General features: G+C 70.0%; 22 protein-coding genes. 3 read left to right on the top strand and 19 right to left on the bottom strand.

Annotated elements, in window-relative coordinates; genetic code table 11:
- Nucleotide 1: 1 nt before the first annotated feature.
- The 5 genes from ACFSDF_RS16960 to ACFSDF_RS16940 all read right to left on the bottom strand — a co-directional run bounded on the left by ACFSDF_RS16960 (nt 2) and on the right by ACFSDF_RS16940 (nt 6,326).
- Nucleotides 2–679 carry an ABC transporter ATP-binding protein gene (locus ACFSDF_RS16960; protein ID WP_167250409.1) on the bottom strand — a complete coding sequence of 226 codons (678 nt, stop codon included), beginning with the start codon at nt 677–679 and terminating at the stop codon, nt 2–4.
- Nucleotides 680–758: 79 nt separating this feature from the next.
- Entirely contained in the window at nt 759–2,078 is a 1,320-nt protein-coding gene (locus tag ACFSDF_RS16955) for an ABC transporter substrate-binding protein (protein ID WP_167250407.1), read from the bottom strand.
- An 89-nt stretch (nt 2,079–2,167) separates the two neighbouring features.
- Complete coding sequence (locus tag ACFSDF_RS16950) at nt 2,168–3,460, bottom strand: hypothetical protein (protein WP_377158409.1); 1,293 nt, start codon at nt 3,458–3,460, stop codon at nt 2,168–2,170.
- Entirely contained in the window at nt 3,457–4,479 is a 1,023-nt protein-coding gene (locus ACFSDF_RS16945) for a WxL protein peptidoglycan domain-containing protein (RefSeq protein ID WP_377158407.1), read from the bottom strand. Before ACFSDF_RS16945 ends, ACFSDF_RS16950 begins: the two co-directional genes overlap by 4 nt.
- Before the next feature lie 119 nt (nt 4,480–4,598).
- Complete coding sequence (locus ACFSDF_RS16940; RefSeq protein WP_167003625.1) at nt 4,599–6,326, bottom strand: autotransporter outer membrane beta-barrel domain-containing protein; 1,728 nt, start codon at nt 6,324–6,326, stop codon at nt 4,599–4,601.
- Nucleotides 6,327–6,476: 150 nt separating this feature from the next.
- Between ACFSDF_RS16940 and ACFSDF_RS16935 the strand changes: the two genes are divergently transcribed.
- Together ACFSDF_RS16935 and ACFSDF_RS16930 are read left to right on the top strand one after the other, a co-directional pair.
- A complete protein-coding gene (locus tag ACFSDF_RS16935) occupies nt 6,477–7,142 on the top strand; it encodes a class E sortase (protein ID WP_377158405.1) in 666 nt (221 codons plus the stop codon).
- 1 nt (nt 7,143) lies between these two features.
- Nucleotides 7,144–7,326, top strand: coding sequence for a hypothetical protein (locus tag ACFSDF_RS16930; RefSeq protein ID WP_167003629.1), 183 nt, complete (start codon nt 7,144–7,146; stop codon nt 7,324–7,326).
- Nucleotides 7,327–7,501: 175 nt separating this feature from the next.
- Here the strand turns inward: ACFSDF_RS16930 and ACFSDF_RS16925 are convergent, their stop codons facing one another.
- From ACFSDF_RS16925 to ACFSDF_RS16860, 14 genes are all read right to left on the bottom strand, one after another.
- A complete protein-coding gene (locus tag ACFSDF_RS16925; protein WP_377158403.1) occupies nt 7,502–8,248 on the bottom strand; it encodes a maleate cis-trans isomerase family protein in 747 nt (248 codons plus the stop codon).
- Nucleotides 8,245–8,922, bottom strand: coding sequence for a hypothetical protein (locus tag ACFSDF_RS16920; RefSeq protein ID WP_167003633.1), 678 nt, complete (start codon nt 8,920–8,922; stop codon nt 8,245–8,247). Before ACFSDF_RS16920 ends, ACFSDF_RS16925 begins: the two co-directional genes overlap by 4 nt.
- Nucleotides 8,922–9,740: an SDR family NAD(P)-dependent oxidoreductase gene (locus ACFSDF_RS16915; protein WP_167003635.1), complete on the bottom strand. Its 819-nt coding sequence runs from the start codon at nt 9,738–9,740 to the stop codon at nt 8,922–8,924. The genes ACFSDF_RS16920 and ACFSDF_RS16915 overlap by 1 nt, the downstream gene beginning before the upstream one ends.
- A complete protein-coding gene (locus tag ACFSDF_RS16910) occupies nt 9,737–10,714 on the bottom strand; it encodes a calponin homology domain-containing protein (RefSeq protein WP_167003637.1) in 978 nt (325 codons plus the stop codon). The genes ACFSDF_RS16915 and ACFSDF_RS16910 overlap by 4 nt, the downstream gene beginning before the upstream one ends.
- Complete coding sequence (locus tag ACFSDF_RS16905) at nt 10,711–11,490, bottom strand: hypothetical protein (RefSeq protein WP_208322358.1); 780 nt, start codon at nt 11,488–11,490, stop codon at nt 10,711–10,713. Before ACFSDF_RS16905 ends, ACFSDF_RS16910 begins: the two co-directional genes overlap by 4 nt.
- Complete coding sequence (locus ACFSDF_RS16900) at nt 11,487–12,713, bottom strand: aromatic ring-hydroxylating dioxygenase subunit alpha (RefSeq protein WP_167003639.1); 1,227 nt, start codon at nt 12,711–12,713, stop codon at nt 11,487–11,489. The genes ACFSDF_RS16905 and ACFSDF_RS16900 overlap by 4 nt, the downstream gene beginning before the upstream one ends.
- Before the next feature lie 13 nt (nt 12,714–12,726).
- The gene (locus ACFSDF_RS16895; protein WP_167250397.1) at nt 12,727–13,740 is read right to left on the bottom strand and encodes an alpha/beta hydrolase; all 1,014 of its coding nucleotides are present in this window, start codon (nt 13,738–13,740) and stop codon (nt 12,727–12,729) included.
- On the bottom strand, nt 13,737–14,561 hold the full coding sequence (locus ACFSDF_RS16890) for an oxidoreductase (RefSeq protein WP_167003643.1): 825 nt from the start codon (nt 14,559–14,561) through the stop codon (nt 13,737–13,739). The genes ACFSDF_RS16895 and ACFSDF_RS16890 overlap by 4 nt, the downstream gene beginning before the upstream one ends.
- Before the next feature lie 160 nt (nt 14,562–14,721).
- Nucleotides 14,722–16,176: an aldehyde dehydrogenase family protein gene (locus ACFSDF_RS16885; RefSeq protein ID WP_208322359.1), complete on the bottom strand. Its 1,455-nt coding sequence runs from the start codon at nt 16,174–16,176 to the stop codon at nt 14,722–14,724.
- Nucleotides 16,173–17,366, bottom strand: a complete 1,194-nt coding sequence (locus ACFSDF_RS16880; RefSeq protein ID WP_377158398.1) for an FAD-dependent oxidoreductase — start codon at nt 17,364–17,366, stop codon at nt 16,173–16,175. Before ACFSDF_RS16880 ends, ACFSDF_RS16885 begins: the two co-directional genes overlap by 4 nt.
- The gene (locus ACFSDF_RS16875; RefSeq protein ID WP_167003647.1) at nt 17,363–18,262 is read right to left on the bottom strand and encodes an isocitrate lyase/PEP mutase family protein; all 900 of its coding nucleotides are present in this window, start codon (nt 18,260–18,262) and stop codon (nt 17,363–17,365) included. Before ACFSDF_RS16875 ends, ACFSDF_RS16880 begins: the two co-directional genes overlap by 4 nt.
- Nucleotides 18,259–19,764, bottom strand: a complete 1,506-nt coding sequence (locus ACFSDF_RS16870) for an aldehyde dehydrogenase family protein (RefSeq protein WP_167003649.1) — start codon at nt 19,762–19,764, stop codon at nt 18,259–18,261. Before ACFSDF_RS16870 ends, ACFSDF_RS16875 begins: the two co-directional genes overlap by 4 nt.
- Complete coding sequence (locus ACFSDF_RS16865) at nt 19,761–21,068, bottom strand: acyl-CoA dehydrogenase family protein (RefSeq protein ID WP_167003651.1); 1,308 nt, start codon at nt 21,066–21,068, stop codon at nt 19,761–19,763. Before ACFSDF_RS16865 ends, ACFSDF_RS16870 begins: the two co-directional genes overlap by 4 nt.
- A gap of 6 nt (nt 21,069–21,074) precedes the next feature.
- The gene (locus ACFSDF_RS16860; protein WP_208322360.1) at nt 21,075–22,397 is read right to left on the bottom strand and encodes a flavin reductase; all 1,323 of its coding nucleotides are present in this window, start codon (nt 22,395–22,397) and stop codon (nt 21,075–21,077) included.
- Between the two features lie 143 nt (nt 22,398–22,540).
- Between ACFSDF_RS16860 and ACFSDF_RS16855 the strand changes: the two genes are divergently transcribed.
- Nucleotides 22,541–23,248, top strand: coding sequence for a GntR family transcriptional regulator (locus tag ACFSDF_RS16855; RefSeq protein WP_377158395.1), 708 nt, complete (start codon nt 22,541–22,543; stop codon nt 23,246–23,248).
- The last annotated feature ends 2 nt before the right edge of the window (nt 23,249–23,250 follow it).

Raw genomic sequence — 23,250 nt, 5'->3', positions numbered from 1 at the left:
TTCACTGGGCCACCGCCACGTGGCCGCCGAGCATGAGCTCGCGCACCCGGTCAGGGTCGGCGCTCAGCTCTGCCGCCGTCTCGGTCGCGACGATCTGACCCTTCTCCATGAAGTACGCGCGGTCGACCAGCGAGAGCGCGACGTTGACCGACTGCTCGACGAGCAGCACGGCCGTGCCGCGCGCGTTGAGGCGCCGGACGAGCTCGAGAAGTCCTCCGACGACGACCGGGGCGAGCCCGAGCGAGAACTCGTCGACGACGAGGATGCGCGGGTCCTGGACGATCGCCTTGGAGAGCGCCAGCATCTGCCGCTCACCACCGGAGAGCGTGGACGCGGGTTGATCCTGGCGGGCCCGCAACCGCGGGAACACTGCGAGCGCAGCGTCGACCGCCTCGTCGGCCCACGCCCTGTCCTCGATCGTGTAGGCGTGCATGCGGAGGTTCTCGGTGACGGTCAACGAGCTGAATGTGGCCTGACCGACGACCTGGCCGAGGCCGCGCGCGATCCGCTCGCGGGTCGGCGCGGTGGTGACGTCGACGCCGCCGATCTGAACGCTGCCCGCATCCGGCTTGAGGAGCCCCGCCAGCACCTTGAGCATCGTGCTCTTGCCGACACCGTTCGGGCCGAGGAGCGCGACCATCTCGCCCTCCTCGACGACCAGGCCAGCGTCGAAGAGCACCTGGACCTGACCGTACGAGCACTGGATCCCCTCGCACGCGAGTGCAGGAGCTCCGGGGCGCGGCGCGTACGAGGTGACGCTACGACGTCGGGAAATCAACGTCGCCCCCTTCGTAGACGAAGCAGTGGCAGTCGTTGTCGAACCGCAGCACCCGGTAGGCACCCGACGCAGCGTGACGTCCGGTTCCGGTGAAGCCCGTAGCCGGGACGAACGCCGAGCCGAGCTTCTCCACCGCGGCGCCCCACGCGGCTGCGTTGAGGTTGTCGGTGAGGTCGGTGGCACCAGCCTGAAGCAGGAGCGCGGCGTCGCAGTACGGGAGGGCGACTCGCGCTGCTTCCCGCGAGGGGAACGTGATCCCGGCCTTCGAGTAGATGTCGATGCACTTCTTCTCGGCATCGGTGCCGGGGAACGGCAGCTGCGCGTCGGCGACCTCCTGTGCGGGGGCGAAGCCGACGCCGACCATGCCCTTGAGGACCTCGGGCGGCACGGTGTCAGGGTTGTTGACGAAGAACGTCGGGTTGTCGAAGGTGGAGATCGCGTAGCGGGCCTTGAAGTTCTGCGCACTGGCGACGGTGGCGAAGATCGACGCGAGCCGGGCGCCCCCGAGGAACATCACCCGGTCGATCCCTGCGCTGCGGAAGGTCACCGCGCCCTGGTCGTTGCCTTGGAACAGGCTGCCCTGGTCAGTGGTGTCGACCCACGCGACTTCGGGCCTGACACCGGCCTCCTCGATCATCGGGAGGGCGATCTCTTCCATCGTGGCGCGGTTGATCGGGTTGTCCGCTGCCACGACGCCGACCTTCTTGCGCCCCTTGAAGAAGCCCTGATCCTTGAGGGTCGTGATGTATGCGCGGACGAACCCGTCGTACGAGGGATAGCTCGGCGACCACAGGTACGGCGAGAGCTCCTTGTAGGTGGCGTCGTCGGTGGCGACGAGCGTGGCGTCGAGCACCAAGGTCTTGCGCTGGGCGTAGCAGGGACGCGCGTTGCTCTGGAACTGGCCGGTAAGCACGACAGCGAAGGCCTGGTCGTCCTGCGTGATCTTGTTGCAGAGCTGCTCCTCGGCGGCCGGCGAGTCGGCCTGCGCGTCGTACATCCGGAAGACCGCGTCGAGCTGACGCCCGCCCACTCCCCCGTTGTCGTTGACCCACTTCTCGAGGGCCTCGACCTGCTTCTTGGGATCGCCTGCGTTGGCCGTCTTGAAGCCCGTGAGCTCCTGGACTCCGGCGAGATCGACCCCGACGAAGACGACCTTGACAGCGTCACCGGTGACACCGGGCCCGACTCCCTCGGCGGACGCCGACGTGCCGCCGTCGCCGACCACCGCGCCCGGCATCACGCTGCCACAGCCGACGAGGGCGAGCGCGAAGCAGGCAAGCGCCGCGCTCGCGCGGATCACCAACGATCGATCCGCGCTGCCTGCTGTGTCCTTCTGATGCCGCATTCGCCCTCCAGTCCGCTCACGATTGGCGGCTAGAATATACGATATTAGTTCGCCTGGGAAGATTGTTTGCCGTCTCGTCGGGTCAGCCAGGCGTCCACCGCGTCCACGTCGACGACGGCATCGGCCGAGACGGGGCCCGAGGAGTCCGAAACGCCCTCCGGCGCTTCCGTCGTGGGGTGGCGGCGACGCAGCCATGCATCGAGCGCGAGCAGGTCGACCACGGCCGCTCCCGCCCCGTTCGTGCCCGCCCCCACGTCCTGGACGAGGCTCCCCTCGGCCAGAGCGGGATCGCGCAACAGCGCCTGCAGGTCCTGACTCTCGAGGCGCCCGTCGAGCTGCTTGATGAGGCGCGACTTCCCGACGGCCTTCGGGCTCACGAGGAAGCCGCCGAGCGCGTCGACATAGACGACGTCGGGGAGCCCGTACGGTCGGCTCGTCAGCGCCGCCGCCGTCTCCGCAGGCACCCGGCCGGCACGGCGCCGTCGCACGTCCCTCGCCTGTACGAGCACGCCCAGGCCGAGGAGAACGGCCGCGAAGACGGTCAGCGCCACGAGACCCCACGGGTACGCCCCCCAGGTCGTCTCGAAGGTCGTCCCAAGGTCGCCCTCGCCGATCGAGCCCACGACGTGGTAGGTGCCGAACGCCGCGAACGGGAGCTCCACGTTCATCTCGATGCGGCCGCTCTGGAGCGGCTCGATCGTCAGGTCGCGGCCCACACCGATCGACGGCTCGGTCAGCTCCGACTGGCCCACGCCGATCTTGATCGGAGGGTTCACCGCCGGGGCGGTGCCCCGGTTCTCGATCGTCACGACGAGCTTGCGGGCCGGGGCGGCGCCGAAGAAGCCCCAGAAGCCACCGCTCCCCTCGAGCCGGATGTCCTTCACGTGCAGGTTCGGCAGCGGGAGCACGGGCGTCGGCGGTGTGCCGACGGGGTGCCCGTCGATCACGATCGGCGTGTCGACGGCGAGCGCCGGACCGGTGTACGAGGCGAGGCGCACGACGCACGGGCACGGCCGCGGCGGGTTGCCGACGACCATGTCGATGTCGACGTCGCCATCCACGTTCGCCACGCCGAGCACGGCGGTGGTCTGGTCGCACGCGGCCGACCCGCCGATCGCCAGGTCGCCGCACACGACGGCCTGGACCTGCGTCATCGCCGGCCAGCCGGAGCCCTTGACCTTCACCCGCTCGGCATACGCGGCGGTGCCCGGTGTGACCGTCGCCGTGAGGCCGGTGGCGGGCTCGTCCTCGGCGAGGGCGGGGGTCCATGCACCACCCGACACCCCGAGCATCACGAGGAGGGAGAAGAGGACCGCCAGATTGCGCGCCGCCCTCACCGGCCGGTCGCGATCGTCAGCTTCGGTGCGGTCGCGACGGCCTCGAAGGCGCGCCGTCGTTCGGCACGTCGCCTCAGCCACCACCACGTCGAACCTGCGATGAGCAGGAGCAGGATCAGGACGAGCGGCCACGGGACGATCCACACCGTCGTCGACGCCACGTCTCGCACGCCCTCCGGCGTCGCGAGCGTGACGTCGACGGACACACGGTCGGCCCACCCGACACCGGACACGTCCGCGCGCAGCTTTGCCGTCTGCCCCGGGAGCAGGTCGACGACCGCGGCGGTCTCGACCTCGTCGAGCTCACGACCCGCGACGCCGGAGAGCCTGATCACGCTCTCCGGAGACAACCGAAGGTTGCCGGTGTTCTCGACCGTGTACGACACACTGCCCTTTCCAGATCCTGACCAGGGGAAGAACCCACGGTCGTGCTCGAGACGTACGTCGCTGACTTTCAGCGCGGGGGTCGTCGGACCGCTCACGCGCAGATAGAGCCGGGCCGCGACCGCACGCTTAATGCCCACGTCGATGCCGCCGGACTCGGTCGTCCCCTCGACGGCACCGTTGAGCGCGACGATCCCGCCCACGTGGTCGCCCGGCGTCGCGTTCTCGGGGATCTGGACCGTGATGGGCACATCGACCTGCGTACGGCGGGCGACCTTCACCTGTTGGACAGGGAGCTTGGTCCAGGCACCGACGTCGACCTGCGGACGCTCAAGGGTCCGAAGCGCGAAGAAGCCGCCCTGCTCGGTGTTGTAGCCGTCGGCTCCGTAGAGCGTGAAGGTGAGCGGGCGGTTGGTGTAGTTGCGGATGCGCACCTTGTCGGTGAGCGTCGTGCCGGGAGCGCCCTCGAGCACGAAGTAGCTCCGAGGCGTCGGTGACGACTCGGAGCCGGGCGTGGGAGTGACCGACCAAGCACCGTTGTCAGCGGCGTGCGCGGACGACGGCAGAAGGGCCATCGCCACGGCAAGCACGACGAAGGCGATCAGGGCGCGCACGTGGCGCATCACTCGAGTCATCGGTCGGCAACTCCTGGCCGGTGGGACGTGGTGGTCCGGGTGGGCGCCGCTGAAGCGGTGCCCACCCGGACCTGTACTACGTGGTGCGTGTCATGACAGATGACGTGTCGAGAGCAGGCTCACGACAGCGTCAGCGTGAGGAGGCCGGAGTAGTTACCGGCAGCCTGGCTGGAACCGACCTCGAGCGAGAGCCCGGCGTCGGCGACGGCGTCGCCTCCGCTGGTCCCGTTCGCGCCGAGGCCGGACGTCGCCACCGCGCAGAGCGGCAGGTCGGTCGAAGCATCGGCGAACGAGCCCGCTGCACCCGCGACGACGGTGTCGTCGCTGTTGGCCTGGGGCGCACAGGTGGGCGTCCAGGACAGGGCGGTCGGGGCGATGGTGAAGTTGCCACCGGCCGGCTTCGCGGGACCGTTGAGGCCCGAGAAGCGACCGACGAGCGACCAGCCGAGCGTGCCGCCGCGGTAGTCCTTCACCGTGACGTTCTGAAGGTCGCCGGTCGAGGTCTGGTCCGTGCCGTCGAGCGTGACGCCCGACATCAGGACCTTGCCCGCGTCCTTCGACATCTTCAGGTCGCCGGCCACGACGGTCAGCTCGACCGTCTCGAGCAGCGCACAGCTGCCCGTGGCCGCAGATCCCTGCTTCGCCGTGCAGGTGTCACCCGAGAAGGTGAAGGCCTGCGAGCCGAAGAGGGCCACCGGCGGAGGGCCGGCCGCGTGGATACGGCTCGCGCCGATGAACGCGGTCCCTGCATCGTTCACGATGAACGAGGCCGAGATGTTGCCTGCGGAGTCGGCGGTCGTCGAGACCGTCGCATCCGACGAAGCCGGCGGCGGGAACGGCGGGCCGTTCTTGTAGCCACCGACCGTCACCGGCTGGTTCGGATCCCAGTTGCTGCCGGTCACCGTGACCACCGTGCCGGCGCCACCGCCGACGACGTTGGTCGAGACGGTCACGTCACCGAGGATGGTGATCGGAGTCAAGCTCGTCTCACCACCCGAGGTGACCTTGATCGAGCGCGATCCCGTGGTCGGGGTCGCCCCGACCGCGATCGTGCCCGAGCCCGAGCCGTCGCCAGCGATCGTGACGCTCGACGACGTGGCGTCGCAGCTCGTCCCGCTGACGTTGCACAGCTCGACCGTGCCCGTCCCGGCCGCCGAGAAGTTCGTGACGCCGAAGCTGATCACGTCGTTCTTGCGCGCCGCGTTGGTCACCACCTGGTTGGTGATGCCGCTGACGGTGGCCGTCGGCCCCACCGCTGAGAAACTCGCGGTGATGTTGGTGTCGACCGGAGTGGTCGCCGGGTTGACCCCGCCGGCCACGCCCGTGCTCTGACCGTTGCAGTTGACGCGGGTCAGGAACGTCGGGATGTCGTAGATCACCTTGCGGAGCTTGACGGTGTTGGCGCCAGCACCCGTGATCGTAAACGTCCCGGTGATGGTGTCACCGGGGATCACAGCACCGCCACCGGCCGAGAACGCCTTCGTGATCGCAGGGAGGGAGACCCCGTTGACCGAGAAGTAGTAGTACGCCGTGCCACTGGCAGGCGGTCCACCGTTCTTCGGACCCTTGTCGAATACGAGCGAGAAGTTGCGTGTGCTGCCGACGGTGGTGCCCCCACTGGTGGTGAGGTTGTAGTCGGCAGCGCCATCACTCCACGGAGCAAGTGACGACGACGTGTTGCTCGCTGGCGTGGTGTCCTCGATGTCAGCTCCACTCGGTGGTGAGTAGACCCAGCATCCACCGGTGGGCGCGACCGCAGCAGCGGTCCCGGCTCCGAGGACGACTGCTGTCGTCGCAAGCATGCTGGCTCCAGCCAGCAGGGCGACGACGCGATTCTTCGATCTCATCTACCCGCTCTCCTTCTTCGGGTAGGGGGTCCCGAGAGACCCGACCTCAGTCGCAGTCCTGTCCACTGCATTGCACACATCCGGAGTGCAAGTAGGGATAGGCTGATTCACAGAGACGATATTGTCAATGATATATCCGAGAGGATTTTGATGAACCGGTCCGGCAACGTCGTGAGGACGCTCGCCCGAACCGCCGCGGAGACTCTGGTCACCGGCGGCGTCGTCGTGCTGCTCTTCGCCGTCTACCTGGTCTTCTGGAGCGACGTCCAGACAGCCGCCGCGCAGGTCGATCTGCGCGACGACTTCAAACAGCAGGCGGCTGCCGTCCCCGCCACCTCCAAGGCGGCGCCGACCGCGCCCGTACGACCGTCCGCCGGCGCCGGCGTCGCGGTCATGCAGATCCCCCGGCTCGGCGACGACTGGTCGTGGGTCGTGGTGGAAGGCGTGTCCGACGAGCAGCTCGCGCGCGGTCCCGGACGGTTCCCCGACACCGCCCTGCCCGGCCAGGTCGGCAACTTCGGCGTCGCCGGTCACCGGGCGACGCACGGCGAACCGTTCGCCCACATCGACCGCGTCCGCAAGGGCGACAAGATCTTTGTGGAGGCCGTCGGCTCGACCTACACCTACGTCGTCGACCGCACGGAGATCGTGGCACCGACCGCGGTCGGCGTCCTGTATCCGGTGCCCGACAAGCCGAACGCGACGCCACGCAAGGCACGGATCACGATCGTGACGTGCAATCCGCGCTGGGGATCCAGCGAGCGCTTGATCGTCCACGGCCGCCTGATCGAGACCCGCTCCGGAACGGAGGCATGACATGTACGCAGCACTCTGGCGCGTCCTGCCAGGACCGAGCGCCGTCAAGGCCCTGCTCGCCCTCACGCTCTTCGTCACGCTCGTCGCCATCTTGTTCCTCTGGGCCTTCCCTGCGGTGCAGCCGATGCTGCCGTTCGACCAGATCACGCTCGAGTCCGAGCCGACCTCGTCCGCCGCACCGTAACCTCCTGACTGGAACGCTGTCCCGCGTTTGGCACCTCTTGCCCGCGGACGTGATGCGGATGTGACCAGGCGTCACCCGCACGAGGATGCCCCCCGAGCCGCATGGCTCGGGGGGCATCCTCGCGTGGAACACCGTGCGAGGCCGGGCCGGGGGAACTCCGGCCCCACACGGAGGATCAGTGGTCGCGCAGCAGCGACCCGTAGCCGTGGATCTTGTCCTCGATGCCGTTCTCGCGCAGCGCCATCCACCACGTGGCGGCGTTGATGGCGACGACCGGCTTGCCCAGCCAGCGCTCGGCCTCGTCCGCGAGCTCGGTCATGCAGAGGTTGGTGCCGCACTGGACGATCGCGTCGACGTCGGGCTCGTCGACCTCGAGGATCGCCTCACGCAGCGTCTGCTCGCTCACGTGGGCGATCGCGACCGCGCTCTCGCAGCTGAGGCCCTTGATCTTGCCGACCTCGAAGCCGAGCTCGGTGAAGAACTTGCGGACGTTCTCGTCGCCGATCGGGGTATACGGCGTGACGATGCCGATCTTCTTGGCACCGAACAGCTGCAGCGCACGCTCGCAGGCCTCGGCACCCGTCGCGACACCGAGGCCACCGGAGAGGTCCTTGATCTGCTGGACGAACTGGCGGTTGCCTTCGACGCCGTCCCAGAAGGTCTCGGCGCTCATGCCCATGACCATGTAGTCGGGCTCCATCGTCATGATGCCCTCGACGCAGTCGGCCATCGCGGCGCGGATCTGCACGAGGAGGTTCTGCATGCCCTCGTCGTCGGCGATCCGGCCGTCGCGGATCAGGATCCGGCCGTAGTGGGAGGTGACGCCAGGAACCCGCATCGAGTCGAACTCCGGCTGGACGATCGTGTTGGTGCTCGGGGCGATCACCCCGAACTTGCGGCGGTAGCCGAGGCGGTCGGTCATGAGAGGGAGGCTCCTTCGGAGACGGAGGGACGCTCGGCGTGCGGGAGACGCCTGCTGAGCCGGAGCGCACCGATGAGGAAGCAGAGCTGGACACCGGTGTTGGTGAGCTGCTCGATCCATTGCAGCGCCTCGGTCTGATGAGGCCGAGCCGCCAGCGGAGGGAGCACGAGCGTGCCGACGAGATAGAAGAGGAACAACCAGCGGCCGAGCTGGTCACCGTGACGAGCGGCGAGCGCCGAGGCCATCGCCCCGACCGCAACCGCAGCGAGCGCCGCGATGGCGAGCATCGGGGTGAGGTTGCGCGCAGCTCCGGAGATGCACGCGCCGACGAACGGCACCAGGGCGAACGGCGCCCACGACACGACCTTGCCGACGTACACGCTCGCCAGGGCCCACGCGAGCGCGGAGAAGCCGATCGCGAGGCATGGGAACAGCATCTGCTCGAGGAACGGGATCTCGATGCACGGTCCGGCGACGAGCAGCTTCCAGACCGCCTTGCCGAGGCCACCGGCGGTGACGACGAGGCCGCCGAGCAGCGCTCCCACCCGTACGGCGGGGATCGACTTGCCCAGCGCTTGGGCGAGGACAACGAGACCGGCGCCAGCGAGCACGACGGGCGTGAAGTCCTGGATCGCAAGAGCCAGACCGTACTCGGTGCAGGGATCGATTGCCATCAGGCCTCCTCGCGCTCGGTCGGGGTGAAGATGTCGCGCTTGCGGAAGCCCGCGGTCATGAAGCGCCCCATCGCCTTCGACCGGGTCAGCCAGGCCACCCTGGCACCGTTCTTGCTGGCCGCAAGGACGCGGTCGGCGAGCCACGGCGTGACGGTCTCGACCCGGTCGCCGAGGATGTTGAAAATCTTGCGAGCCTTCTCGAACGCCTCAGGCTGCCCGTCGTAGTCGTCGACGAGGAGGTCGGTCGCGACGATGCCCGGGGAGAGGTAGCCGACGCGGACGTCGGTGTTCTTGGACTCCTTGACCAGCGCCGCGGTGAGATAGGTGACCGCGCGCTTGCTCGCGCCGTAGATCGCCATCCCGGGTTGGAGCTGCCCGTCGGAGCCGAAGCCCTCCATGTTCCAGATCCATCCGCCGCCCGGCTGCGCACTCAGGCCCGCCAGCGCGACGGTGCAACCGTTGATCGCACCGACGAGGTTGGTACGGACGACGGTGTCGGTGACGTCCGCCGAGATCTCCGGGAGCGGACGACGCGGCGCCGAGACGCCGGCGTTGTTAATCCACACGTCCACGCGACCGAACGTCTGCGACGCGTGGTCCCACAGCTTCTGCAGGGACTCACGGTCGGTGACGTCGGCAGGGATGCCGCTGATGCGGTCGCCACCGCGTGGCGCAAGCTCGGCGAGGGCGGCGTCGACCGCGGCCGAGGACCGTCCGCACACGACGACACGGCACCCTCGGTCGAGGAGCTGGCCGGCGAGCCCGAGGCCGATGCCCCGGGTCCCACCGGTCACGACGACGACCCTGGACTCCGTCACGCCGGCTCCCAGGTGAGCAGGCCGTGAAGGAAGTGGGTGGTGCGCTCGCCCGAGAACAGCTGCCAGACGACCGACAGGTCACGCGTCTGGGAGTCGAGAAGGAACTCGCGTCCGCGGATCTTCTCGACACCGCGCGCGTCGGGTCCCATGAGGTGCTGGGTGGTGAACAGCGCACGGCCGTACGAGACGGCGTTGCCGAAGACGTCGCCCTCGTACTGGGTGCGGGCACCGTCGCGGTAGCGCTCGAAGGTGTACGAACGGTCGAGCGCGCCGCTCCAGGTGACGCGCTGGCGGGTCCGCAGGAGCGAGAGGGGCTCGTGCTCGATCTGCACCTGGGTCTGGCCGAGCGTCTTCTGGGTAGCCGCGTCCTCGACCGAGAGCGACCCGGTCCAGGTGCCCTTCTCCTTGGTGGGAAGCACCTGAGGCGTCGGGCCGCGCTGGGTCTCGGCCGCGATCCACTCGTCGACGAACGCCTGCGTCTCGGGGTTCGTGTCGTGGTCGAGCGTCCGCTTGTAGACGCCGTTGAAGACCGCGCAGACCGCCCAGCCGTCGTGCAGGACCGACGAGTAGACCTGCGTCACGCCGTCGGGGAGCACCTGGTTCCAGGTGCGCAGGTCGGCCTGCCAGCCCGGCGAGTAGTAGTTGGCCTCGACGAAGAACCCGTACGGCTGGCCGGTCCCGTAGAAGTCCGGACCGCAGTAGACACGATTCTCGTCGGAGTCGACGATGCGGAAGTCGAAGTCGGCGCCGAGCTGGAACCGGTTGCGCAGCGGGCCGGCGCCTTCGAGGGTCGGACGCATCCAGTAGCGCGCCACGCCGTCCTCGATGACGCTCGCACGTGCGATGCGCTCGAAGCCCACGTGGTTGCCCTCGGGGTCGAACAGCGCGGGACGGCCGTGCCACTCCCCCTCGATGCGCTGCTGCCACGCGCTCGTGTCGACCGACTCCTGGTCGGTCTCGCTGGTCGCCGTCACTTGCGCACCTCGTTGTCGAGCAAGTGCGCCCGGACGTCCTCGGCGGCGTCGTCACCGATGAGGCGAGCGACCTGCGCCCAGACCTTGTCGACCTCGGGGCTGAAGATGAGCGCCCGGTTGCGGGCGTCACGTGCCGGAAGGTCGGTGTCGGCCACGTCGGCCAGCACCTCGGCGGGCACCGACGCGTCGAGCAGACCGAACCAGTGCTCGAGGTAGGTCGTGACGGCGCTCTCGATGGAGACGAACGCGTCCGCGTCGGCGCGGTGCACGAGCATCCACGGCGACATCATGGCGTTCTGGCGAGGACCGATCGCGGCCTTGGTCAAGCCTTCCCAGGTCTCGACTTCCTCGTACGTCTCTGTCAGCGGCTCGTGCGCCCAGTCGAGGTAGGCCAGGTGCGTGCCCAGGTCGGCCCGCGGGATGAGATCGAGGTGGAACGCGTAGGTGCCCTGGCCCTTGACCGAGTCGAGCGTGAAGTGCGGGATCGGCAGTCCGTCACGAGCGAACGCGAACACCATGTGGCTGTCCAGACCGATCATGTCGACCGCGAGGCCCACGTACACGACCTTGCCGATCGGGTTGGAGTCGTCGGTCGGGACGAAGACGCGAACGTCACCCACGGGGTCCGGCGTCATCGGCGACGTGAGCGTACGGAACGCGGAACCGTCGTCGGCGGTCACCTCGACCAAGCCACGCTCGGCGACGATGCGCTCCCATGCGCGCTCGCACAAGCCGCGCGGAAGGCTCACAGACGCCTCGGACTCGGTGGTGCTCATGCGGGGACCTCTTCTTCACGCGTCGTCGTCTTGGTGCTGTCGGTGCGCGGGACGTCCCCGCGCTCTTCGCGCTCGACCCGCTTGCCGAGCAGCTCCTTGCTGCGGACCTCCTTGAAGTTCCACGCCGAAGCCAGCTCGGGGACCTCCTTGCGGGTCGGCGACGGGATCACGCGCGCCTCGACCCGGGCAGGGCCCTCGCCGACGATCGTGTTGCCCTCGACCGACCAGCCCTTGTCGATGAGCTCCTGACGGCGGCGGCGGTAGAGCACGGCGTTGTAGTCGCTCTTGACGTGCAGTTCTGCCGACAGGTCGAACGGGAGGAGCTCGGGGCGCACCCCGTTGACGACGGCCTCGTCCTCGTACAGCACCTTGAACACGCGGCGGCGCGCGTCACGGTCGGCCCACTTGCCCTTGAAGAACGTCCGCAGCGCGACGAACTTGACGAGTGTGGTCTCCTCGTCGATCGGGATGTTGACGTCGAAGATCTTGAGCTTGCCCATCGGGGTGTCGACCTCGAGCAGGATCATGTTGGGCAGCCACCAGGTGGTGGAGACCGGCACCTGCGGACGCTTCATGAGGTCCTTGGTCTTGTTGGGGTTGAGCATGCCCCAGATGCCCTTGGAGTTCGGCGGGTTGAGCTTGACCGACACCTTGCAGTGCCACTCCGACTCCTCGATCTCGAACTCGGGGACCTCCGGCTTCTCCTTGTTGCCGAAGACGCCGCCGTGCACGAACGGCGTGTGCGCGACGTCGACGCCGTTCTCGAGGATGCGCTCGTAGTTGGACTTCCAGAGGAACGAACCGGTGACCGCACGGTAGGTCTCGGTGTCGTCGATGGCCGACCAGTCGGGCAGCGGCGGGCGCTCGGCCTCGGGCAGGTCGCCCATGTAGATCCAGATGAAGCGGTGCTTCTCCTGGACCGGGTAGGCGTCGATGCGCGCCTTGCGCGGGATGCCCTTGCCGGGGTGCGCGGGGATCTTGCGCACGGACCCGTCGGGCTCGTACTCCCAGCCGTGGTACGGACAGACGATGCAGTCGTCCTTGACCTCGCCGCCCGACAGCGCCGCACCACGGTGCACACACAGGTCGGACATGGCGACGACGCTGTTGTCGCTCGACTTGCGGTAGATGACGAGCTGCTGTCCGAGAAGCTTGACCTTCTTCGGGGTCCCGGCGGGGAGATCCTCGCTGAACTCGACGGCGTACCAGAAATTCTTGAACATCGCGGGTCTCCTCCTAGCGTCGCCGAATCTCGGCGATCTCCGAGCGGGGCTGCTCCGCCAGCAGCTCCAGTGCGTTCTTGGCCTCGACATCCCCGCGCACGGTCGCGCGGAGGAACGAGGTGACGGTGGTGGCGAGCGCGTCGCGCTGGGCGGCGGCGTCACCGGTGGACGGGTCTTCGAGGAAACCGCGTGCCGTGGTGGGGTCTTCGGGGTGGATCGCGAGCATGTGCGTCGCGTCCGCGAGGTGGACGAGCCAGGCCTCGGTCGTCGACGGGAGCGCCCGCTCCCACGTCGCCGTGATCGGGTCGTGAGCGGGAGCGTCCGGGTCCTCGCCGTACCGGATGGCGCTGGCGGCGACCACACCGTCCGCCGTGCCGGCCAGCAGCATGACCGGTGCCTCGACCGGCGCCGGCAGCAGGGTGCTCGGCGGGTGCCCGAGCATCTGCGAGGCCTTCGTGTGGGCACCGTACGTCGCGACGGCGCGCACCTCGGGGAACCACTGTGGGCTCGCCGACTGCAGGGCCACGGTGCCGCCGGCCGAGTGACCGAACAGCGCGACGGCGCCGGTGTCGAGGAGCCCCGCGAGCGGGCCGGACTCCCCCAGCGCCGTGACGGCGCCGAGCACCGGACGCAACGCCTGGGTCGTCGGCCCGCTGCCGTAGGTGTCCGGGCCGACGGTGCCGAGGTCGACACCGGGCGTCAGCCCGTACTCGCCCACGCTGTGCTCACTGGGAGGAAAGAGCTCCCCCACCCAGTCGTACGTGACCGCGACGAAGCCGGCCTCGACCAGCCGCACGGCCAACCACGCGTAGGCGTCGGCGCAGACGTTGACGCCCGAGAGGATCACGGCCAGCGGGTACGGGGCACCCGCCGGGTCCGCCGCGAGACGGCCGCTCATCCGCTCGGCCGTCGTCGTCGCGGGCAGCGCCGGGTAGCGCACCGTGACGTGCGCCGTGTCGTACGGAGCCTCGGCTCCCGGGATGCGGACGGCCGTGCGGAGCGCGCGGGCGAGGACGGGGTCGTTCATCGTGCCGAGTGAACCTCGTGCTCGTGAGCGCGCGGCAGCGTGCGGTCGCCGCCCCAGAGCGCACGGACGAGGCGCTGCGTCGTCTCGGCGCCAAAGTAACGGTCGCCCATCACGTTGGCGGGGTCACGCTCGGCGATGTTGCGGCGGATCGCCTCATCGTCGGCCGCCAGTGCGGCGCGCTCGGCGACCGGAACGGCCTCCGCGGCGTCGACCCACCCGAGCCAGCGGTCGAGGTGCTCCTCAGCGACCTCGGTCACGAGCTTGGTCATTTCCTCGCCGGCGGGCGCCATGTGGCAGAACGCGGTCGGCGAGAGGCCGGCGCGCACGAAGGCCGAACGGCTGACGAACGGCTCGAGGAAGCTCTCGTTCTGGAGCTGCTCCCAGCGAGCGTTGACAGGCTCGTAGTAGCGGTCGAACGAGTCGGTGTCGGTCACGAGATAGCTGCGCGGCACCGAGTCGAGGAAGAACCAGCCCTGCGGGAAGCAGCCGAGCGCCATGCCGAAGTGCGGGACCTTGACCTGCGGACCGAGCCAGATCGTCAGGTGGACGTTGCAGAACCCGGCGGTCGCGTTCTCCATGTGGGAGTGGACCATCCAGTCGATCTCGGGGCCGGCGTACGTGCGGACGCGGCCCTTGGCGCCGGTGTCACCGCCGAAGTCCTCGAGCGCCTCGGACGACGGGTCGCGCTCGAGCTCGAACCGCTCAGCGACCCGGTCTTTGAGACGCTCGACGAGGGCCAACCAGGTCGCGAAGGTCTCGCTGACGTCGGTCGGGCCCGACTCGTCGAGGTGCTCCTGCACGTACTTCAGACTCTGGCTCACGGGGGCTCCTTACGTGTCGTGCGACGTGATTCACGTTACGTTGAGACTATATATGATCTATACCCTGGACGGACAGAGTTCGGGAAGAGAATCTTGACCCGACCGGCGGCCCGCTCGGCGCTGATGTCCGGAGACGTAACCGAATCTTGATGACGTGCTATCAGGACGGATACGCGGTCGCGCCGAGCCCCTCGCCGCCCGCCCTGAAGGCCGCAGGCGCATGGACGACACAGGTCTGCACGTGCTCCAAGATCCCCTCGTCGCCGTACTCCCTCCCCCATCCGGACCGCTTGACGCCCCCGAACGGCGCCCGCAACGACATGCCCGTCCGGTTGTGCGTGTTGACGAAGGTGAAGCCCGCGTCGAGCCGCGCGGCCAGGTCGAAGGCGCGCTGCTCGTCGACCGACCACACCGACGCACCGAGTCCCAACTCGCCGGCGTTGGCGCGCGCGACGACCTCTTCCTCGGCGTCGAACGCGAGGATCGGCAGGGTCGGACCGAACTGCTCGGTCGCGACGACGTCGTCCGAGTCCGACGCACCCAGAACGAGGGTCGGCAGAACGTAGTAGCCCTCGTCGAGCCGCGCCTCGGGGTCGATGGTCCCGATCGGGACGACCTCCGCGCCCGCCGCCGCTGCGGAGTCGACCAGTGCCCGTACGCGCTCGGCCGAGGCCGCGCTCACGACCGGCCCCATCGTCACGCCGGGGGTCAACGGGTCGCCGACGCGCAGGATCCGGTCGGCCGCGGCACGCAGGGCCGTGACTACCTCGTCGTAGCGCGACCGGTGGACGTACAGGCGCTTGATCGCCATGCAGACCTGCCCGCTGGTCGCGAACGCGGCCATCAGCAGGCGCTCCGCGATGGACTCGTCCAGCTCGACGTCCGCGAGCAGGATCGCCGGGTCGTTGCCGCCGAGCTCCAGCAGCGACGGTGTCAGCGCCCCGGCGGCCGTACGGGCGAGTGCACGCCCCGCGACGTCGCCGCCGGTGAAGGCGACCCGGTCGACACCGCGGTGCCCGACCAGTGCGGTCGCGGTCTCGGCATCGCCGTGGACGACCTGGAGCAGGCCGGAAGGCAGGACGGCTGACATCGTGGCGACGACCTTCTCGACCGCGAACGGCGCGAGCGGTGACGGCTTCACGACGACGGCGTTGCCCGCGACCAGCGCCGGAGCGACCTTGAGCATGGCGAGGATCACGGGGGCGTTCCAGGGCGTGACGGCAGCGACGACCCCGTACGGCCGGTGGCGCAGCACGAGCCGTCCCTGGGCGTCGTCGATCTCGCTGTCGACGAGCAACGTCTCAGCGCGCGCGGCGACCCAGCGCAGCACGGTGACGGCGAAGCCCGCCTCGCCCCGACAGTCGGCCAGCGGCTTCCCGGTCTCGCGCGCCATCAGCGCGGCGACGTCGTCGAGCACCGGATCGAGCAGGTCGGCGGCTGCCCGCAGCGCCGCTGACCGCGAGGCCACCGGCTGGTCGCGCCACGTCGCCTGCGCCGCACGGGCACGCCCGACGGCGCGGTCGACTGCCGCCGGATCGTCGAACACGACCTCCCCCACCACCTCGCTCGTACGGGCGGGGTTCTCGCGGCGCGAGCCGGTGGCCGCGATCGTCACAGCGCGTCGCCCGCCGGCTCGAGCGGCCGCAGCGAGTCGATCATCGAGGTCCGGCGCAGGTATGCCCGCGCTGCCACCGGGTCCGCGGCGAGCGCGCGCAGCTCGGCGTGGTGCGCGGCGCGCGCGGAGGGGTCCTGCTCGCGCAGCTGCTTCCAGTTGTCGTGCGTGACCTTACGGACGTAGGACAGTGCGACGTCCCGGCGACCGGCGAGCACCACGTCGAGCGCGTCGAGGTCGGCCTCCCCCGCGAGCAGCGCCACCAGCGCGCGAGCGGTGAGCACCGCGTCGTGGATGCCGCTGTTCATGCCCATCCCGCCGAGCGGGTTGTTGACGTGCGCCGCGTCGCCCACGAGCACGACCCGGCCGGTACGGAAGCGCTCGGCGACCCGCTGGTGGACGAGGTAGAGCGAGGAGTGGAGCAGCTCCCACGGGCGGCCGAGGTCGGCGACGCCGCGCAGGCGCTCCTGGACGCGCGCGTCGGCGACCTCGGCGTCGGCCGGGCTGTCGGGGTCGGTCGGGAACAGGATGCGCCAGTGCTCCGGGGTCCGCAGCAGCACCAGCCACTCGGTCGGGTCGAAGACGTAGTTGACGTCGGCGATGCCGGGGAGCACGGCCGCCAGATCCTCGGTGGTCGAGACGACGAGGAAGCGCTCCGGGTAGGTGATGCCCTCGAACTCCGCACCGGTGCTCTTGCGCACGACCGAGCTCGCGCCGTCGGCACCGACCACCCAGTTGGCGGTCCAGGAACGTCCGCTGGCACTGGTGACGGTGACCCGGTCGTCAGCCTGCGTGACCGACGTCGCCGGCTCACCGAACTCGACCGTGCACCCGTCGTGCTGCCGGAGTCGCTCCAGCAGGATCGGCGTGAGCTTGCTCTGCTCGCACTGCACCCGGAACGGGTACGGGGTGTCGTCGGCGAGGATGCCGAGGTCCAGCTCGGCGACGGGGCCGTCCTGGCGGTCGCGGTACTGGAAGGCCTGGGAGACGATGCCGTGCTCCCGCAGCGCGTCGAGCACGCCGAGGTCGGCGAGCATCTCCAGCGTCGGCGGGTGGTAGGTGCTCGCCCGCGACTCCGCGGACAGTGACTCCCCCGCCTCCAGCACGGTCACCGCGTGACCGGCCTGCGCCAGCACGAGCGCCGTGGTGAGTCCGACGGGCCCCGCTCCCACGACCAGGATGTCGTTCGTCATCGTGCTGCCTCCTCGGCGTACGCCGCTTCCAGGACGAGCTGGTCTCCCAGCCCGACGAGCTCGGTCAGGTCGTCCCACGCCATCCGTGGGACGGCACCGGCATGGCCGGTGCGGGCGATCGCCGCGTACGTGTCGGCTGCCGCTCGGGCAGCAGCCAGCAGTGCGGAGACCGGGTGGATCACGAGGCGTACGCCGAGCTCGGCGAGGGTCCCGTCATCGGGATGGCCCGCATCGGGACCCTCGATCGCGCCGGCCGCCTCAGAACGATTCATCACCAGGGGCACCTCGCCGCCGAGCGCCGCCGAGACCTCGCGCAGCTCAGACAGGCCTGCGCCCTCGACGAACACGGCGTCGGCACCCGCCGCGACGAACGCGTGGGCCCGCGCGACGACGGCGTCGAGACCGTCGACCGAGAGCGCGTCCGTACGGGCGACGATCACGACGTCGGTGCCCGCCTCGACCGCGGCACGGACCCGGCCCGCCGCCTCGGCAAGCCCGACGACAGCCTTGCCGGTCATGTGACCGCACCGCTTGGGGGCGACCTGGTCCTCCAGGTGCAGCCCTGCGATGCCGGCCGCCGCGTACGCGCGCGTCGTGTGCCGCGCTTGCAACGCGTTGCCGTAGCCGGTGTCGGCATCGGCGAGCAGCGGGACGTCGTCCAGTGCCGGGACGACCTCACGGGCACGCGCGGCGATCTGGCTGCCGTGCACGAAGCCGAGGTCCGGCAGGCCGAGGCCGACCGCCGACGCGACCGCGCCCGAGAGACAGGTGGCGCGTGCGCCGGAGACCACCGCGAGCCGCGCGGTCACCGCGTCGTACACGCCGGGCAGGTGGACGACCTCGTCACCGGCGAGCAGGGTACGGAGGGTGGCGGCGGGAGAGGTGGCGCCGGTCATCGCCCGTGCAGCGCGAAGCTGCCCTCGACCCCGACGACCCGGGCGTTGGTGAAGCATCGGATCGTCTCCACCGTGCCCTCCTCGCCGAGCCCCGACAGGCCCCACGCCGGCCGCGGCGTCATGAGGTGCAGGCTCATGATCGTCGAGCCGTTCACCTTGACCTCGCCGGCACGCACGCGGCGGGCGAGCGCGAGCGCCCGGTCGGTGTCGGTGCCGACCACGTATCCCTCAAGCCCGTACGACGTGCCGTTGGCGAGCGCGAGGGCCTCGTCCTCGGTCGCGTAGGTGTGCACGGTCGCGATCGGGCCGAAGATCTCCTCCGCGGCAGCCGCGACCGGCACGCCGGTCACCAGTGCGGGCGCCAGGTAGTTGCCCGTGTCGGGGACGGGCGTCGCGCGGTGGACAGTGCCGCCGGCGGTGCCCAGCGCCTCGAGCGCCGACTCCAGGCGGGCCCGGTGGACCGAGTGGACGATCGGGCCGAGATCTGATGCCTCGTCCAGCGGGTCCCCCGCGGTGAGAGCGGTCAGCCGCTCGAGCGCCAGCTCGACGACCTCGTCGGCCATCGCCTCGGGCACGATCAAGCGTCCGAGCGCGCGGCACCACTGGCCGTTGAGGGTGGTCAGCAGGTCGACGGCAGCGTGCGCGGCCGCCTCAGGATCGGCGTCGGGCATCACGACGAGCGGGTTGTTGCCGCCGAGCTCCAGCTGGAGCGCGGCCAGCTTCTCGGCGCACGCGGCGGCGACCGCACGTCCTCCGACAGCGCCACCGGTGAACGACACGGCGCGGATGCGCGGGTCGGTGACGACCGTTCCGCCCACGGACGGTCCACCCTGGAGGAGCTGGAAGACCCCACCGTCGACCCCGGCTTCGGCCAGGACCTCAGCGACCGTAGTGCCGAGCAGCGTCGTCGCGTACGGGGCGTACTCGCTGGGCTTGAGGATCGTGGGGCAGCCTGCGGCGAGCGCGCTCGCGACCTTGTGCGCGGCCATCGGCGCGGGCGCGTTCCACGGGACCAGGCAGATCGCGGGCCCGACCGGCAGGCGCAGCACCTCGACGGCCTGACCGTTCGCGCCCGTCACCGGCGCATCGACCAGGGTCCCCGACCGCAGCATCTCGGCGGCGAGGCGGAAGGCGCCCGGGACGATCATGCCGACGATGGAGGTCTGACGGACCGGGACGCCGGTCGCGAACGCCTCCAGCGCCGCCAGTTCGGACTGGCGGGCCTCGAGCGCGACCGCCACGGCGTCGAGGAGGGCGGCCCGCTCGTCCGGCGACGTCGACGACCACGTCTCGCTGGTGTGGGCCGCGTCGGCAGCGGCCAGGGCCCGCTCCACGGAGTCCGGTGCGCTCTCGACGGCGTGCCCCAGCGACTCTCCGGTCGACGGATCCTCGAGGACGAGGTCGAGGGTGCCGGTCGCGGGAGCGACCTCACCCGCGACCACCTCGACCAGGGCTGGCAGCGTCACCGCGGCGATCGCCCCACCGTGCGCCGTACTCGTCATCCTTGTCCCGCCTTCGCCTTCGCGTCCACCGCGTCGGGCGTGGTCAGGCCGATCCACGACTCGTCGCTGACGAGCAGCTGAGCCAGGTCGAGGCGACCCCGCTCGGCGGGGAACGCCTGGACCAGACCCATCGCGGTGTCACGCACGGCGCGGCCGATGACGTTGTCCATCAACGCACCGGACGTTCCACACATCTTCAACGATCCGACCGCCACGGCAAAGGCCTTCTCGCAAACCGACCCCTTGGCGAGCTTCCAGTTCTTGACGACCTCGGGCTTGGGCAGGATCGGCGGGTCGCTCGACTCGAGCTCGACCTGGTAGCGCAGCCACAGGTGCATGTCGGTCAGGTCGTGCTGGGCCTCACCGATCAGCACCTGGTGCATCGGCGAGGACGCGATCGGCTTGCCGGTGTCGGCGAACTTGGCCTTCATGGTCCGCTCGAAGGCGTAGTCCCAGGCACCCTTCGCGATGCCGGCATAGATCGCCGCGATCGCGATCTGGTTGCCGACCCACGACCCGCGCGACATCGACGTCGCCCGGGCGAAGCCCGCCGGCACCGCCAGCGCGTGGTCGGCGGGGACGAAGCAGTCCTCCATCACGAGCCCGAAGTTGTCCGAGGCCCGCATGCCGAGACCGCTCCACTCCTGCCGGGGGCGGATGCCCTCGGAGTCGCGGGCGACGAGGAACAGCGAGATGCCGTCGATGCCGTCGATGTCGGCACGGCGCGCGGTGACGAGGTAGAAGTCGGCGGTGCCGGAGAGGCAGCCGAACGACTTCTCGCCGTTGAGGAGCCAGCCGCCCTCGACCGGCGTGGCCGTCGTCGAGATGAGGACGTTGGCGTTGCTCGCCTTGGCGGCCTCGCTCGCGAAGTTGGCGAGGCAGCGCTCCTCGGTGCCCATGAGGTGGAGGACACGCTCGGCGAACGCACGGACCTCGTCCGCCTCGTCGTCGGTGTAGAGCCCGGCCTCGAGCGCAGCGAGCGGCAGCAGCCCGCGCGACGATGCCGAGCAGTGGAAGAAGTACGCGAGCGCGGTCGAACCGCAGACCGTCCCGAGCGCGTACGTGGTGGCGACGAGGTCACGGAGGCCCCCGCCGAGGCCGCCGTACTCCTTCGGGACGACAAGACCGAGCAGCCCGGCCTCGGCGAGGAGCTTGACGTGGCCCTCGGGGAACGCGCCACGGGCGTCGGCCTCCTGGGCGGCGTCACGGATGGCGGGGAGGATCGCCTCGACCCGGGCAGCGCGCTCGCGCTCCTCGGGGCTGAGGTCGGTCAAGAGGTGTTCGGCGGTCAGCATGGCCGTCATCAGCTCCTACAGGGAAGGCATTGGGGTGGGATGGGAGGTGCTCGCGGGCGAACCGTGCGGGGACGGCGGGGCCGAGGAGCCGGGCGGGTGTTCTCGGAGGCGGCGCGCGAGGCGGTCCAGTGCCACGGCGTCCGCGGGGGTGGTGACGTCGAGGGTCCCGAGCAGGCGCACGAGGTCCTCGGTTGCGACGGCGCCGTCGAGGCCGCCGAGCGTGGTGTCGAAGTGGTGGACTCCCGACTTCAGCGCCGTGAGCACGTTGACCAGGCCGAGCCGGTCCTTGTCACGCAGCCGGAGGCGGAGCGGGACGGGCCGGGCGAGGCCGACGGCGTCCTGCAGGAGGGCCCGCACCTGAAGCGGCGTCGCCGAGCCGGAGGTGTCGTCGAGGCAGATCTCGGTGGCGCCCGAGTGCGCGAGCACGTCGATCGCCGCGAGCGCCGACTCGCTGCCGGCCACGGCGAACGCGTCGTCGAGGATCACGACGCGGCCCGTCGCGGCGTCATCGCCCGCGAGCTCCCGGGCGAGCACGGCGGCACGCTCGACCGAGCGGGGGTCGTGGCCGTCGGCCCTGACCTCGAGGACCGAGATGCCCCGGTCGATTGCCCGACGCGCCTGCGCCGCGGACTCCACGAGCGCGCTTCGGTGAGCGGCATCCGCGCTGTCGACCGCTGCGCCGCTCCCCCACGGGAAGGTCTCAAGAGACGCGCCGGCCGTCAGGTCGGCGACACGCACGCGGATGCCCGAGCGGCGGACGTGGCGGGCTGTCCGGTGGACCGAGTCGCCGACCTCGCCGCGTGCCGCCAACGAGGTGACGAGACCGCTGTCGGCGAGTGTCGCGACGTCGGGGAGGACGTCGGCGAACTGGCCCCATCCGCGGGAATGGAAGAGCAGAGGTGCCGTACGACGGGCGGCGTGGCCCGCGAGCACCTCCCCGACGAAGATCGTGTGGTCTCCGCCCGGATAGGCGTGAAGGACCCGGCAGTCGAGCCAGCCGAGGGCTGAGTCGAGCAACGGGACCCCGGTAGCAGCTGTGGACCACGTCTCGCCGTCGAAACGGTCGGCAACCTCACCGGCCATCCCGGCGAAGCGGCGCGCCACCTCGGCCTGGTCCTTCGCGAGGACGCTGATCCCAAAGACACCGCTGGACTCGACCAGGCCGTGGCTGTAGAGCCGCCGGTCCAGACAGATCGAGACCAACGGCGGATCGAGACTCACGCTGGAGAACGAGCTCGCTGTCATGCCGTGCCGCACACCGTCGACGACGGTAGTGACGATGGTGACGCCGCTGGGCCACTGGGCCAGCACGTCGCGGAACGTCGAAGCCTCGACCACTGATCCACCTCCTTCAAGGTGGTAGAGAATATACAATATCAACTTGGGGTTGTGCCACGTGTTCATCGCTAAGAACGACCTGGCCTGCGAGAATCTATGATGTAGACGCACACGCGTCATCTGACTCATAGAGGAGCACCCGCATGGCACGACGTAGCCGATCCGACCGCACCGCCCGGCCGATCGCCCACGTGTCACTCGTCGACCGCGTGACCAGCGAACTCCGCGCGTCGATCCTCACCGGCGAGATCCAGCCCGGTTCATCGGTCTCCATCGTCGAGCTCTGCGAGCTGTACGACGTGAGCCACATCCCCGTACGCGAGGCGCTTCGTCGTCTCGAGAGCGAGGGCGTCGTGAGCCTGCGCCCGGGCCGGTCGGCGCTCGTCGCCGCCCTGAGCACGGAGGACCTCGCCGACATCTACCGCCTTCGGCGCCTCATCGAGGGCGACCTCGCAGCCAAGGCCGCCCGTCAGATGACGGACGAGCTGGTCACCGAGGCCGAACAGGCGCTCGACGAGTACGTCGCGATCGAGCGTGAGCCGGCCGCCCTCGCCGCGGCGCACCACGCCTTCCACGCCACGTTGCTCTCCGGCGTCATGGGCACCGCCGACAAGAACGTCCTCGAGCTGCTGTGGCACTCGGCCGACCGCTACCTGCACCTCCTGATGGAGGATCTCGACCACGCACCCGAGACCAAGGAGCACCGCATCGACGAGCACCGCGAGCTGCTCGAGCTCGCCCGCGCGCGCAAGTCGGCGGCGTTCAAGAAGGCGTGGATCGCCCACCTCGACGGCAGCGAGCGCTCCCTGATGGCCGCGCTCGGCAACCGCGCGGTCGCCGACTCCGCCTGAGC

This window comes from Mumia zhuanghuii, assembly GCF_042681565.1.
GTDB lineage: Bacteria > Actinomycetota > Actinomycetes > Propionibacteriales > Nocardioidaceae > Mumia.
Note: the sequence above shows the minus strand (reverse complement) of the source record. Positions and strands in the feature narration are given on the sequence as shown.